Annotated in this window: 11 protein-coding genes; 5 read left to right on the forward strand and 6 right to left on the reverse strand. The window is 65.5% G+C overall.

The genetic code is table 11. From position 1 onward, the window contains the following. Positions 1–32 precede the first annotated feature (32 nt). Genes AC07XB_RS28795 through AC07XB_RS28820 form a run of 6 tightly spaced genes read right to left on the reverse strand, consistent with a single transcriptional unit; the run spans position 33 to position 7,266 of the window. Positions 33–1,040 (reverse strand): siderophore ABC transporter substrate-binding protein, encoded by a 1,008-nt coding sequence (locus AC07XB_RS28795; RefSeq protein ID WP_492830835.1) that lies wholly within the window; start codon positions 1,038–1,040, stop codon positions 33–35. Next, positions 1,037–1,813 (reverse strand): iron ABC transporter ATP-binding protein, encoded by a 777-nt coding sequence (locus AC07XB_RS28800; RefSeq protein ID WP_492807645.1) that lies wholly within the window; start codon positions 1,811–1,813, stop codon positions 1,037–1,039. The genes AC07XB_RS28795 and AC07XB_RS28800 overlap by 4 nt, the downstream gene beginning before the upstream one ends. After that, positions 1,810–2,760, reverse strand: coding sequence for an iron chelate uptake ABC transporter family permease subunit (locus AC07XB_RS28805; protein WP_492830836.1), 951 nt, complete (start codon positions 2,758–2,760; stop codon positions 1,810–1,812). The genes AC07XB_RS28800 and AC07XB_RS28805 overlap by 4 nt, the downstream gene beginning before the upstream one ends. Further along, a complete protein-coding gene (locus AC07XB_RS28810; RefSeq protein ID WP_492830837.1) occupies positions 2,757–3,698 on the reverse strand; it encodes an ABC transporter permease in 942 nt (313 codons plus the stop codon). The genes AC07XB_RS28805 and AC07XB_RS28810 overlap by 4 nt, the downstream gene beginning before the upstream one ends. Beyond that, a complete protein-coding gene (locus tag AC07XB_RS28815; RefSeq protein WP_492830838.1) occupies positions 3,698–5,464 on the reverse strand; it encodes an ABC transporter ATP-binding protein in 1,767 nt (588 codons plus the stop codon). The genes AC07XB_RS28810 and AC07XB_RS28815 overlap by 1 nt, the downstream gene beginning before the upstream one ends. Beyond that, entirely contained in the window at positions 5,458–7,266 is a 1,809-nt protein-coding gene (locus AC07XB_RS28820; protein ID WP_492830839.1) for an ABC transporter ATP-binding protein, read from the reverse strand. The genes AC07XB_RS28815 and AC07XB_RS28820 overlap by 7 nt, the downstream gene beginning before the upstream one ends. A 125-nt stretch (positions 7,267–7,391) precedes the next feature. Here AC07XB_RS28820 and AC07XB_RS28825 point away from each other — a divergent pair, with 125 nt between their 5' ends. The 5 genes from AC07XB_RS28825 to AC07XB_RS28845 all read left to right on the forward strand — a co-directional run bounded on the left by AC07XB_RS28825 (position 7,392) and on the right by AC07XB_RS28845 (position 12,991). Further along, positions 7,392–8,066, forward strand: coding sequence for a TetR/AcrR family transcriptional regulator (locus AC07XB_RS28825; RefSeq protein ID WP_492830840.1), 675 nt, complete (start codon positions 7,392–7,394; stop codon positions 8,064–8,066). 233 nt (positions 8,067–8,299) lie between these two features. Continuing rightward, on the forward strand, positions 8,300–9,679 hold the full coding sequence (gene rimO / locus AC07XB_RS28830; protein WP_052494509.1) for a 30S ribosomal protein S12 methylthiotransferase RimO: 1,380 nt from the start codon (positions 8,300–8,302) through the stop codon (positions 9,677–9,679). Positions 9,680–9,782: 103 nt separating this feature from the next. Then, positions 9,783–10,967: a beta-ketothiolase BktB gene (bktB, locus tag AC07XB_RS28835; protein ID WP_492372801.1), complete on the forward strand. Its 1,185-nt coding sequence runs from the start codon at positions 9,783–9,785 to the stop codon at positions 10,965–10,967. 49 nt (positions 10,968–11,016) lie between these two features. Beyond that, the gene (locus AC07XB_RS28840) at positions 11,017–11,658 is read left to right on the forward strand and encodes a hypothetical protein (protein WP_492807633.1); all 642 of its coding nucleotides are present in this window, start codon (positions 11,017–11,019) and stop codon (positions 11,656–11,658) included. A gap of 106 nt (positions 11,659–11,764) precedes the next feature. Beyond that, positions 11,765–12,991, forward strand: coding sequence for a cystathionine beta-lyase (locus tag AC07XB_RS28845; protein ID WP_492830841.1), 1,227 nt, complete (start codon positions 11,765–11,767; stop codon positions 12,989–12,991). Positions 12,992–13,008 lie beyond the last annotated feature (17 nt).

The following is a 13,008-nucleotide window of genomic DNA, read 5'->3' on the forward strand; positions in this document are numbered from 1 at the left end:
GGCTTAGGGCCAGGGACAGGCCCTGGAACAAATCAGTGCTGATAGCCCTTGATGACGTCGTCGATCACGAGTTTCAAAGAGGTCGGGCTGGCGGCGGTGACGTACCAAGCTTCAGCATCAACGAAGACCACACGGCCGTTCTTCCAGGCGTTGGTCTGGCGCAGCAGCGGGTTGCCCATGCTCCCGGCGTCCATGACCGGACGGCGCTCCATGACGGCCGTCCGGTCCACCACGAAGATGATGTCGGGGTTGGCTTGTTGGATGAATTCGCTGGAAATCGGCTGGCCATGCAGGCCGGTCTCGACAGTCGGGCTGGCCGGTTTCACGCCCAGGGCATTGAAGACGAACCCGTAACGGGAATGCACGCCAAAGGAACTGAAGGCGCCGTTGTTGTGCAGAACGACAAGCGCCTTCTCGAGACGGCCCCGGGTCATGCGCCTGGCCTCCTCGACCTTGGCGTCCAGTTCAGCCGCTTTCTGGCGGGCGAGGCCTTCCTTGCCAAAGATTCGCCCCAGGGTCATGAGGTGGTCCTTGATGACCTCGATGTGCTTGACCTCGCTATCCCGGTAGTCCACATCGAAATGAATCGTCGGAGCGATCTCGCTCAATTCCTTGTAGTGGTTCGCCTGGAGCGAGGTGATCAGGATCAGTTCAGGCCTGGCGGCATGAACCCGCTCCAGATTGGGCTGAACGATCGAGCCCAGATCCTGAACGTCCGGGGCGTCCTTGTACCTGGCGAGGAAGTGCGGGACGAAATCCTTCGGCATGCCAACGACAGGGACACCCAGTTGGTCGAGGAAATCGACTTCATTCATGTCGAGGGCCGCCGCGCGTTGCGGAAGGTGCTCGACGACGGTCGTTCCCAGCTTGTGCTGAACCGTGACGGGCGCGAACGCTTCCTGCGGGGGCCGGCTGGCAGAATCCGGCTGTGCGGTTGCCTTTGGCGGTTCGGCTGGTTTCTGGCCGCACCCCTGTACCGCGACGGTTGCGGCTATCAGCAGGGCTAACGCCCAACGCCTGTTTCTGTGATTCCGGGTCATTTCAGTTTTCCTGATGGATTGAAGTAGTTGCATACGCATCCTCGATCGCTGCGCACGATTTCGAAGTCCAGTCCATACAGTTCCTGCAGCCGTGTCTCGGTCACAGCCTCCACGACGGGGCCGCAGAAGCGAACCATGCCGCCCTTCAATGCGACGATGTGATCGGAGTAGTTGGCCGCGAAATTGATGTCATGGATCACCAGGATCACGGTGCGCCCGTGCTCGTCACACAAGCGGCGAAGCGCGCGCATGATCTGGACGGCATGCTTCATGTCGAGGTTGTTGAGTGGCTCGTCCAGCAGCAGAACGTTCGTCTGCTGGGCAATGGTCATCGCCAGGAAGGCCATCTGGCGCTGCCCTCCGCTGAGTTCGTCGATGTAGGCCCCGCGCAGCGCTTGCAGCGACAGGAACGCGATGGCTTCGTCGATCACGTCGTGGTCTTCGGGGGTGAGCGCGCCGCGGCTGTAGGGGAAGCGCCCGAAAGCGACGAGTTCCTCGACCGTCAGGCGCAGGTTGAAGTCGGGCGCCTGGCGCAAGGTGGCGACGTGCTTGGCGTATTCGCTGATGCCGATGCTTGAAACCCTGCGATCCCCGATCAGGATGTCGCCCTGGGTCGGCTCCAGCAGGCGCGCGATCATCAGCAGCAGCGTCGTTTTGCCTGCGCCGTTGGGGCCGATGAGAGACGTCACGCGCTGCGCCGGGAATTGCGCGCTGACGCCGGAAAGTACGGTCTTGGCGCCGTAGGCCTTGTGAAGGTTGTGAACGGTGATCATGCGGTGCCTCGGGTGCGAACCATCAGCGCGAGGAAATACGCGCCACACACCAGGTTGACGAGAATGCTGACGGTGGTCTTGTAGTTGAAAACGTGTTCGACCAGGAGCTGGGCCACGATGAAGATGCCGATGGCGATCGCGCAGCCGATGGGCAGCGTGACCCGATGCCTGGAAGTCCGGGCCATCGCATAGGCGATGTTCGCCACGAAGATCCCCATGAAGGCCGTGGGCCCGAGCAGGCTGGTCGAGACCGCCACGAGAGCCGCGATCAGCGCGAAGTAGAGCCTCACGTACCGCTGGTAATCGACCCCTAGGGAAATGGCCTGGTCGCGGCCCAGCGAGAGCACGTCGAGGATCGGCAGGGTCTTCAGCCCTGGCAGGCACACGGCCGCGACCAGAAGGGCCGAATAGAGCAACGGCTCGGGTTGTGCCCTGTTGAAGGATGCGTAGCCAAAGCCCTGGAGAACGGCGAACTCGCCCGGGCTGATCCTGAGCTGGACGAACTGTGTGACAGTGCCGATCACCATGGTCAGCACGAGTCCCAGCAGGAGGAGGAAATACACGTTGTACCTGCCGTTGCGCAAAAGCCACCGATGGATGGCCCACGAATAGGCGAGCATCAACAGGATGGAGAGGAAGAAGTTGCCGCTCTGGCCGAGTACCACCTGGCCATGCGTGCCCATGGCCAGGATCAGCAGCGACTGCAACAGCAGATAAACCGCCTCGTATCCCATGATCGCCGGCGTCAGAATCCGGTTGCCCGCGATGGTCTGGAACGTGATCGAGGAGAAGGCGACGCAGATTCCGCCGATGACGATGGCGGCCAGCCGGGCGAGCCGTTTGGGAATGACGTAGTCGAGGTCGAAGCCGGATCGCACGAGGACGAAAGCCGCGGCCAAGGCGAGGACCACCATCCAGAGGGCATATCGGGGGGCCGCGTGCCTCATTGCTTCTTCCAGATGATGAGCACGAGGAACAGCACGCCGCCCACGCTGCCTGCGGTCAGGCCGATGGGCACCTCGAACGGGTAGATGAGCAGGCGGCCGAGAATGTCGCAGGCCAGCAGCAGCGACGCGCCGCCCAGAGCGACGATGGGCAGCGTCCGGCCCAGGTTGTCGCCCTGATGCAGCGCGACCAGGTTGGGGATGACCAGCCCGACGAAGGGGATCGCGCCGACGGTGATGACCGTGGCGGACACGGTGACCGCCACCAGCATCAGGCCCAGCGCCGCTGTTGCCGAATAGCTCAGCCCCAGGCTGGTGGCCATGCCTTCGCCCATGCCTAGCACGGTGAAGCGGTGCGCATACAGGTAGGTGAGCGCGACGATCGGCAGGATCAGGTAGATGATCTCGTAGTTGCCCTGGACGACCTTGGAGAAATCGCCGAGCAGCCAGCCCTGCATGCTCTGCAGGATGTTGTAGCGGTAGGCGTAGAACTCGGCCACGGCACTCAGCACGCTGCCGTACATGAGGCCGATGACCGGCACGAGAACGGTGTTCTTGAACTTGATGCGGCGGATGATCGCCACATAGACCAGGCTCGCGGCGAAGCAGAAGACCAGCGCAAACAGCATCCGGCCCATCGTGCCGGCGGCGGGCGCCAGCGTCATCGACACCAGGATGCCGAGCTTGGCCGCATCCAGTCCGCCCGAGGTGGCCGGTTCGACGAACTTGTTGCGGACGATCTGCTGAAGGATCACGCCGCAGACGGACAGGCCTACGCCGGTCAGAACAAGCGCCGCCAAGCGGGGCAGGCGGCTGGCTGTCACCGTCAGCCAGGCATCGCCCGACAGCGAGAACACCTGCGACCATGCCAGCTGCCGGGCGCCGACCAGCAGCGAGGCGCCGCAGAGGATGGCGAACAACCCAAGCCAACGTGCGCGCATCAGCAGCGCTCTCCGTTCGACGCCGCCGCGATACGCCAGCCTCTGGCGGCCCGGCGCTGGGCCAGGAAATGCGCGTAGCGCCCCTGGCTCGCGCGCAATGGCGCGGGCGAACCCTGCTCGACGACCTTGCCGCCATCGAGCACCACGATCTGGTCGGCCATTGCCACCGTCGAGAGTTGGTGCGCGATGACGATCAGCGTGCGCTTGCCGCGCAGACGCGCCAGCGCCTCGGCGATGGCGGCCTGGTTCTCCGCGTCCAGCGCGGCGGTGGCTTCGTCCACCAGCAGGATGGGCGCGTCCTTGATCAGCGCGCGGGCGATGGCGATGCGTTGGCGCTCACCGCCCGACAGGCGTGCGCCGCCTTCGCCGACCGGGGTGTCGATGCCCTGCGGCAGGCGCTCGATGATCTCGGCCACGCCGGCCTGCCGCGCAGCTTGCATGATCTCGACATCGTTGGCATTGGGTTTGCCGATGCGGATGTTGTCGGCAATGCTGCCCGCAAACAGGTAGTTGTCCTGGAAGATCTGACTGATCTGGCTGGCCAACTGCGCGTTGGACATCTGCCGCACGTCCACGCCACCGACAAGTACGCTGCCCTGGCTCACATCGAAGAAGCGTGCGATCAGCCGCACCAGTGTGGTCTTGCCCGACCCGGAGGCGCCAATCAGCGCGGTCATGCTGCCCGGCTCGATGCGCAGGTTCACGCCCTTCAGCACATCGGGTTGATCCGGTGTGTAGCGCAAGCTCACCTCGCACAGCTCGATCGACGCATCACGCGGTGCCTGCGGCTGGTCCGGTTCCGGCAAGGGCTTGACCGCAAGGATCTCGCGCACCGCGTCGAGCTGGCCGCGCGCACCGCGCAGGACATCGCCATAGCCGGCCACGTCCAGCAGCGGATCGATGTAGCGGTTGGCCAGCAGCAGGGCCACGATGACGGCGACGACCGAGTCCGCTTCCAGCGCGCCGCCCAGGCAGGCGTTGAGCCACAATGCTGCGGCGATCAGCAACGCGGCGAAGACGGCCTGCACGACCCAGGCGTTGAGCGCCGTGGACGCCGCCGACAGATAGATCAGCCGCGTGCCGGAATGGCGTTGCTGGTCGATGGCCTGTTCAAGCAAGCGCGTGCTGCCGCCTCCACCGCTGAATGCGCGCAGTGCCGACTGGGCCTGGGCGAACTCGACCATGCGCTGGCTGGTGTGGGCGAAGTGGCGATGGAAGGTGTGGTCGGCGCGCCGGCCCAGGCGCGCGGCGATCAGGAACGTGCCGATCAGGATCGGCAGCGCCGCCAGCGCGATCAGGCCCATCGGCCAGTGCCGCGCAAACAGCGCGGCCACGATCACCACCGGTGTCACGGCGCCGCTGATCACCGGCGTGAGCACGTGTGCGGGAAGCTGGGCCACTGCCATCATGCCGTTCGTGATGACATGGCCAAGCCGGGCGCTGTTCTCCGGCGTGAACCAGCCGACGGGCAAGCGCGCAACGTGGTCGCCGATCCGCTGGCGCGCGCCCTGCAGGACGGCAACCCCCACGCGCACGCCGGCCTTCTCCACCTTGCGCCGCCAGCCCCAGCAGGCCGTCATGCCGGCCAGCAGCACGATGAGCCACAGCGCCGCGCCGCGCGTATCGCCGGCCAGAAGGCGGCTGAGAATGGGCACCAGCGTGGTGATGGTCAGCCCGCTGAGCAGGCCATGGAACACGGCCATCCAGGCGTAGCGGCGGAAGACGTGCGCATCGTCGCCCAGCAATCGAATGAAGGTTTTCAGCATGACGGCACCGCCAGCTCCTGGGGTTCTTCGTAGCCGCCCAGCGTCCATAGCCGTGCATAGCGGCCTTTGCGCGCGATCAGCTCGGCGTGGCGGCCTTGCTCGTGGATCGTGCCGTTCTCGATCACGATGATGTGGTCGGCGTGCATCACCGTGTCGAGCCGGTGTGCAATGATCAGCAGCGTGCGGCCTTGCGCGAAGCGCGATAGCGCGTCCTGGATCGCCACCTCGTTCTCGGCATCGGCGGCCGCGGTGGCTTCGTCGAGCACGAGCACGGACGGATCGAGCAGCACGGCACGGGCGATGCTCACGCGCTGCTGCTCGCCACCGGAGAGCAGCGCGTCCTCGCCTATCATCGAGTCGTAGCCGCGCGGCAGGCCCAGGATGCGCTCATGAATGTTCGCGGCGCGCGCGGCGTCCTCGACCTCCCGCTGGCTGGCCGAGGGCCGGCCCAGCGCGATGTTCTCGCGTACGCTGGCGTGGATGAGGCGCACCTCCTGCAGCACGAAACCGATGCGCTGGTACAGATCCGAGGTCTCGATATGCCTCAAATCCACGCCGCCGAGCGTGATGCGCCCATCGGTCGGGTCGAAGAAGCGCAGCAGCAGCCGGGCCAGGGTCGATTTGCCAGCACCGGACGCCCCGACGATGGCGGTCACCGTGCCGGGCTTGAGGGTGAAGCTGACGTCCGACAGCACCTTGTTCTGCGCGTCGTAGGCGTAGCCGACGTGCTCAACGCGGATTTCGGTACCCGTGGGCAACTGCCGCCTATCGGGCGCCGGCTGCTCCAGCACAGGCGTCTCCAGCAGCGCCTGCACGCGCTGGGCGGCACCGGTGGCATGGTTCAGGTCATGGATGATGTAGTGCAGCAGCAGCAACGGCGCGCAGAGGCCCGGTGCCACCAGAGCGAACGGCAGCACGTCCACTGGGGTAATCCAGCCCAGGCTAACGAACAGCGTGCCGAAGACCAGCACCACGCCCAGCACCGCCACCGGCGCGATCATCGCGTTGGCGTTGGCCATCGAGCCCACGAGGGGACGGGTGAAACCGACAAAGGCTTGGGCGAAAGCATCGACTGCCTCGCGGTAGCCGCCGTGCGCCTTGCCGCTGGCCCCGAAGGACTTGACCACGGGAATGCCGTTGACGAACTCGACTACCGCGTTGTTGATCCGCCCCAGCCCGTCGACGAATGCCTTCATGTTCGCCCCGCTGGCCTTCATGGCCCTGCCGAAGAACAGGAAGAAGCCCGGGAACGGCAGGATCGAGACGATGGCCATGCGCCAGTCCATCGCGAACAGGTAGATGACCGAGATCAGGATGGCGCCGACGGTGCGCCCTAGCGTCGTGTAAAAGTGCGCGGTCAGGCTGTGCAGCGTGCCGATGTCGTCCTGCATCGCCTGCTTGACCTCGCCCGATGCGCGGCTGGTGAACCAGCCCAGCGGCACGCGGGCCAGCCGCTGCGTGGCCGCCAGGCGCAGGTGATGGGTGATGCGGTTGTCGGCCAGATGGGCGGTCAGTTCCCCGGCGGACACCAGCGCCATGCCGATGAACAGGCTCACCACGCTGGCAATGACGGTCCACCAGACTTCGCCCTGCACTTGCGTGCGTGCCGCTGCCGCGATGTCAGCGCCGCCGAGGACGATCTTCGCGATATGCGCGATGCCGGCCAGCGGCACCAGCGTGAACATGGCACCCACGCCGGCCAGTGCCGCGGCGGCGATCAGTTGCCCACGGATGGGGTTCAATACTTGGCTGAGCGGTCCGGGTCCCTTGGGTTTGGCCGCAGCCGCGTCACGAGTGTTCATGAAAAAGAGACGTCCAGAGATTCAGAAAGGTGGGATGGGGCGGTCATGGAGGAGTCCCGTGAATCGAAATGATAATTAGTTGCATGACTATAAACTAATTGACGAAAGGCTGGCAAGGCGGCTACATGGCTGTCACCAGCGATCAAGGAACAAAGATGAAATCGCCACAACAACCTTCGGCGCGCGGGCGCCCTCGTACCATCACGCGCGAACGGATCGCCGACACGGGCATCGAGATCGGCTTGCCGAACATCACCTTCGTCGGCGTCGCTGCCGCACTCGGGGTCAGCCATATGGCGCTCTACAAGCATGTGCCGAGTCTTGAGGAACTCAAGCGCCTGGTCGCTGAGGAGATCTTCAGCCGCTGGCAGATTCCGCAGGCTTGCGGCAAGGGACGTGGCGGATTAAAGGATTACCTGATCGCGTTCACCACATCGGTACGGGAGTTCGTCAAGGCACACCCTGGGCTGACGCCGTACGTGATCCGCAGGTTGGCTGCGACACAGCCCATGCTCGCCAAAATCGACGGGCACCAGAGCCATATCGCGCATGCCTACGGCATCTCGAAGGAACAGGCACGCTGGCTGCTTGCGACGGTCGCATTCCACTGCATTGCCGTGGCCGACACGGTGTATTCGGTAGCCGGCCGAGAACCCCTTGTGGAGGCGGACCGCGCGGCGGAAGAAGCCGAGATGGAGGCGGAGCTTGTTCAGGGCATGCACGCGCTTATCGTCGGCGCGCTTGCCATGCTGGAGGAAGACGCCCACCGTGACAGCTCGGCATTGCGGATCAGGTCATAGGCGTTGCGAAACGCCAGGCCCACACCGCTCGAATGCCAGCGAAGCGTTGGGTCTTGACCGGACGTCGTAGGCGGCATTGGCCCGCGCGATAGCCTGCAGCCGCAAACGGCCGGCCATGTTCATGTCTGCCATGAGGCCCCGGCAAACTCCCGCGAGCGGTTAAAATGCGCGATTGGCTTTGAACCGCCGGGTGGCCATGTCCCGCCCCGCTCGCTCCACATTTGGAAGTAACCGTGAAAAACCCTTCAGAATCAACGATCAAGAAAGACCATATTCCAAATGTGGGATTCGTAAGCCTTGGATGTCCAAAGGCACTTGTGGATTCCGAGCAGATCATTACCCAGCTGCGCGCCGAGGGCTATGCCATCAGCGGCACCTATGACGGCGCCGACCTGGTGGTCGTCAATACCTGCGGTTTTATCGACGAAGCCGTGCAGGAAAGCCTGGATGCGATCGGCGAGGCACTGGCCGAGAACGGCAAGGTGATCGTCACCGGCTGCCTGGGCGCCAAGAAGAACGCCGCGGGTGAGGACATCATCACGTCGGTGCACCCGAAGGTGCTGGCCGTGACCGGCCCGCACGCGCTGGGCGAGGTGATGCAGGCCGTGCACACGCACCTGCCCAAGCCGCATGACCCGTTCATGGACCTGGTGCCGGCCGCCGGCATCAAGCTCACGCCCAAGCATTACGCCTACCTGAAGATCTCCGAGGGCTGCAACCATCGCTGCTCGTTCTGCATCATCCCGTCGATGCGCGGCGACCTGGTCTCGCGCCCAGTGGCGGAAGTCATGCTGGAGGCCGAGAACCTGTTCAAGTCAGGCGTCAAGGAACTGCTGGTGATCTCGCAAGACACCAGCGCCTATGGCGTGGACGTGAAGTACCGCACCGGTTTCTGGGACGGCCGCCCGCTCAAGACGCGCATGACCGAGCTGGTCGGCGCGCTGGGTGAGCTGGCTGCCAAGTACGGCGCCTGGGTGCGCCTGCACTACGTGTACCCGTACCCGCACGTCGACGAGATCATTCCGCTGATGTCGCAAGGGCACGTGCTGCCTTACCTGGACGTGCCGCTGCAGCACGCCCACCCGGATGTGCTCAAGCGCATGAAGCGCCCGGCCAACGCCGAGAAGACCATGGACCGCATCCGGGCCTGGCGCAAGATCTGCCCCGAGCTGACCATCCGCAGTACCTTTATCGCGGGCTTCCCCGGCGAGACCGAGGAAGAGTTCCAGACGCTGCTGGACTTCATCGCCGAAGCGGAACTGGACCGCGTGGGCTGCTTCGCCTATTCGCCGGTGGACGGCGCCACGGCCAACGACCTGCCGGGCGCCTTGCCCGACGAAGTCCGCGAAGAGCGCCGCGCCCGCTTCATGGAAGTGGCCGAGGAAGTGTCCGCCCGACGCCTGCAGCGCAAGGTCGGCCAGACCCTGCGCGTGCTGGTCGACGAGATCAACCAGGACGGTGGCATTGGCCGCTCGTCGGCCGACGCGCCGGAGATCGACGGCCTAGTCTATATCGACCCGCCGGCGCAGGGCGCGCCGCGCTACAAGGTCGGCGAATTCGTCTCGGTGAAGATCACCGGCGCGGATGGCCACGACTTGTGGGGCGAAGTCTGAGGCTGGTAGCAGCCATCGGTCCGGATAGGTAAAAGTACGATCGTTCGTTTTGGCGTGCGCGCCGCTATACTGTGCGCTGCAACATCAGCCCAGGAGACACAAAATGACACGTGAAGTGGTGGTGGTGAGCGGCGTTCGGACCGCAATCGGTACCTTCGGCGGCAGCCTGAAGGATCTTTCCCCGACCCAGATGGGCGCCATGGTCGTGCGCGAAGCGCTGGCCCGCGCGCAGGTCAGCGGAGACGACGTCGGCCATGTGGTGTTCGGCAACGTCATCCAGACCGAGCCTCGGGACATGTACCTTGGCCGGGTGGCGGCAGTGGAGGGCGGCGTCACCATCGACGCGCCGGCCCTGACCGTCAACCGCCTGTGCGGCTCGGGCTTGCAGGCCATCGTCAGCGCCGCGCAGACCATCCTGCTGGGCGATGCCGATGTGGCCATCGGCGGCGGCGCGGAGAGCATGAGCCGCGCACCGTACCTGGCGCAGTCGGCCCGCTGGGGCGCACGCATGGGCGACGCCAAGATGCTCGACATGATGCTAGGTGCGCTGCATGACCCGTTCCACGGCATCCACATGGGCGTCACTGCCGAGAACGTGGCCAAGGAATACGACATCTCCCGCAACCAGCAGGACGAAGCCGCGCTGGAATCGCACCGGCGCGCATCGGCGGCGATCCGCGCCGGCCACTTCAAGGACCAGATCCTGCCGGTCACGCTGAAGGGCCGCAAGGGCGACGTGACCTTCGACACCGACGAGCACGTGCGCCACGACGCGGTCATGGAAGACATGACCAAGCTCAAGCCGGTCTTCGTCAAAGAGAACGGCACGGTAACCGCGGGCAACGCCTCGGGCTTGAACGATGCCGCTGCCGCGGTGGTGCTGATGGAGCGCGCCGAGGCCGAGAAGCGCGGCCTCAAGCCGATGGCGCGCCTGGTCTCCTATGCGCATGCCGGCGTCGATCCCAAGACCATGGGCATCGGCCCCGTGCCGGCCACCAAGAAGGCGCTGGAACGTGCTGGCCTGACCGTGGCCGATCTCGACGTGATCGAAGCCAATGAAGCCTTTGCCGCGCAAGCCTGCGCGGTCACCAAGGCACTCGGTCTCGATCCGGCCAAGGTCAACCCGAACGGCTCGGGCATCTCCCTGGGGCACCCGATCGGCGCCACCGGCGCGCTGATCACCGTCAAGGCCCTGTACGAGCTGCAACGCGTGCAAGGCCGCTATGCACTGGTGACCATGTGCATTGGCGGTGGCCAGGGCATTGCGGCGATTTTCGAACGACTCTGAACCTGAGGCTGCCTTGCGGCGCGTAGCGACTCTGCCTTTGCCTTTGTCCATGTCCTTGTCACTTCCCGTTTCCCTGTCTCTGGCAGCCGGGCTGGCCGCGGCAACGCTGGCCGGCGCCGCGCTGGCCGCCGGCGCCACCGAGCTGTCCACCGGCACGCCCGGCACCGCCAATGCCGCCAGCGATGCCAGCCAGGTACAGGGTTTCGGGATCAACCAGGCCATCCGCGAGGGCGAGGCGCGGCGCGGTGCGCAGCTTTCAACCGGGCCCGCGCCCAAGGCGCTCGCGCCGCGACCGGAGTACGCTGCGCTGCCGGTCTACGTGGGCACGCTCGGCGACCAGCCGGTGCGCCTGCGCCTGGGCCCCAAGCCCGACGAGCGCGACAGCGTGCGCGGTGAGTACAGCGTTGGCCGTGCTGGCGGCGTGCGGTTGCTGGCCGGCGAATTCGAGAACGGCGCTTTCCTGATGGAGGAGTCCAATGACGGCACGCACGTCACGGGCAACTGGGAAGGCACCATCGACGGTGCCGGTATCGTGCACGGCAACTGGACCGACCCGGTCAACCCGGCCATCGTGCTTCCCTTCATGATCCGGCCACTGGGCGTGCTGGTGATCCCGCCCTTTGACATGACCCCCAACAGCGGCATTACCTACGCCCCGCCCGCACCGAAGTCCTCGATTTCCGGCCGGTAGCGTCAAGCCGGGGTGGACAGGGGCAGGCTCGCCAGGTAGGCCAACGCGCACCCGAATGCTGGTAAGCTCGAACGTTCATCGAGTTATCGCCAGACAAGGAATCGCCGTGTCCGACCGCCAGCCACCCGAGCAGCCCGCTTCCCAACCCGCCTACCTGGCGACCGTGGCCGTCCAGCCAGAGTTGGATATCGCGCCGGGCTTCGCCTCGTTTTCCCAAGCTACCCATCGTGGCTCCACCGTGGTGTTCCGCAACCTGGCGGAGCTGCGCGCGCATGGCGACGGTGCCACGACCTACTGGCGCTATGGCCTGCATGCCACGCCCACCAGCGAGGCGCTGTGCCAGCACCTCGCGCTGATCGAAGGCGCGCGCCATACGCTGCTGCTGCCGTCGGGGCTGGCCGCGATCTCGCAGGTCTACTTCGCCTTGGTCAAGTCGGGCGACGACGTGCTCGTCCCGGATAACGTCTACGGCCCCAATCGCGAGCACGGCGAATGGCTGGCACGGGACTTCGGCGTCTCCGTCCGTTATTACGACCCCATGATCGGGGCGGGCATTGCCGGGCTGATCCGTCCCAACACCCGCCTGATCTGGATGGAGTCGCCGGGCTCGGTGACGATGGAGATCCCTGACACCGAGGCCATCGTGGCCGCGGCAAAGGCGCGCGGGGTGCTCACCGCCATCGATAACACCTGGTCCGCCGGCGTATATTTCCGACCGTTCGACAAGGGCATCGACATCTCGGTGCAGGCGCTCACCAAATACCAGTCGGGCGGCAGCGATGTGCTGATGGGCGCTGTGCTGACCACCGACGACAAACTCCATGACCGCATCAAGCGCGCCCGCATGCTGATGGGCTGGGGCGTGTCGGCAGACGATTGCTACCTGGTGCTGCGCTCGCTGCCGAGCATGCCGGTCAGGCTGGCGGCGCACGACCGCGCCGCGCGCGAAGTGGCCGAGTGGCTGAACCAACGCCCGGAAGTGGTCAAGGTCTTGCACCCGGCGCTGCCGGACTGCCCCGGCCACGACTTCTGGCTGCGCGATTTCAGCGGCGCCACAGGCCTGTTCTCGATCGTGCTGCATGCGCGCTACACGCGTGCCCAGGTCGATGCCTTTGTCGAGGCCTTGCGCCTGTTCGCGATCGGCTGGTCCTGGGGCGGCGCGCATAGCCTGGCGGTGCCGTACCACGTCCAGACCATGCGGCCCCAAGGCAGCTGGCCGCCCGTTGGCTGGGAGAACGCCGGCGAGCTGGTGCGCCTCTATATTGGGTTGGAAGATACCCGCGACCTGATCGCCGACCTGCGCGGCGCGATGGAATCGCAACTGGTGGCATGAAATAAAAAGGGCCGCCC

Source organism: Cupriavidus sp. GW821-FHT02F09 (genome assembly GCF_059421605.1).

Coding starts and splice junctions, on each gene's coding strand:
- AC07XB_RS28795 (WP_492830835.1), bottom strand. CDS start 1,040: ATGACCCGGAATCACAGAAACAGGCGTTGGGCGTTAGCCCTGCTGATA.
- AC07XB_RS28800 (WP_492807645.1), bottom strand. CDS start 1,813: ATGATCACCGTTCACAACCTTCACAAGGCCTACGGCGCCAAGACCGTA.
- AC07XB_RS28805 (WP_492830836.1), bottom strand. CDS start 2,760: ATGAGGCACGCGGCCCCCCGATATGCCCTCTGGATGGTGGTCCTCGCC.
- AC07XB_RS28810 (WP_492830837.1), bottom strand. CDS start 3,698: ATGCGCGCACGTTGGCTTGGGTTGTTCGCCATCCTCTGCGGCGCCTCG.
- AC07XB_RS28815 (WP_492830838.1), bottom strand. CDS start 5,464: ATGCTGAAAACCTTCATTCGATTGCTGGGCGACGATGCGCACGTCTTC.
- AC07XB_RS28820 (WP_492830839.1), bottom strand. CDS start 7,266: ATGAACACTCGTGACGCGGCTGCGGCCAAACCCAAGGGACCCGGACCG.
- AC07XB_RS28825 (WP_492830840.1), top strand. CDS start 7,392: ATGGCTGTCACCAGCGATCAAGGAACAAAGATGAAATCGCCACAACAA.
- bktB (WP_492372801.1), top strand. CDS start 9,783: ATGACACGTGAAGTGGTGGTGGTGAGCGGCGTTCGGACCGCAATCGGT.
- AC07XB_RS28840 (WP_492807633.1), top strand. CDS start 11,017: ATGTCCTTGTCACTTCCCGTTTCCCTGTCTCTGGCAGCCGGGCTGGCC.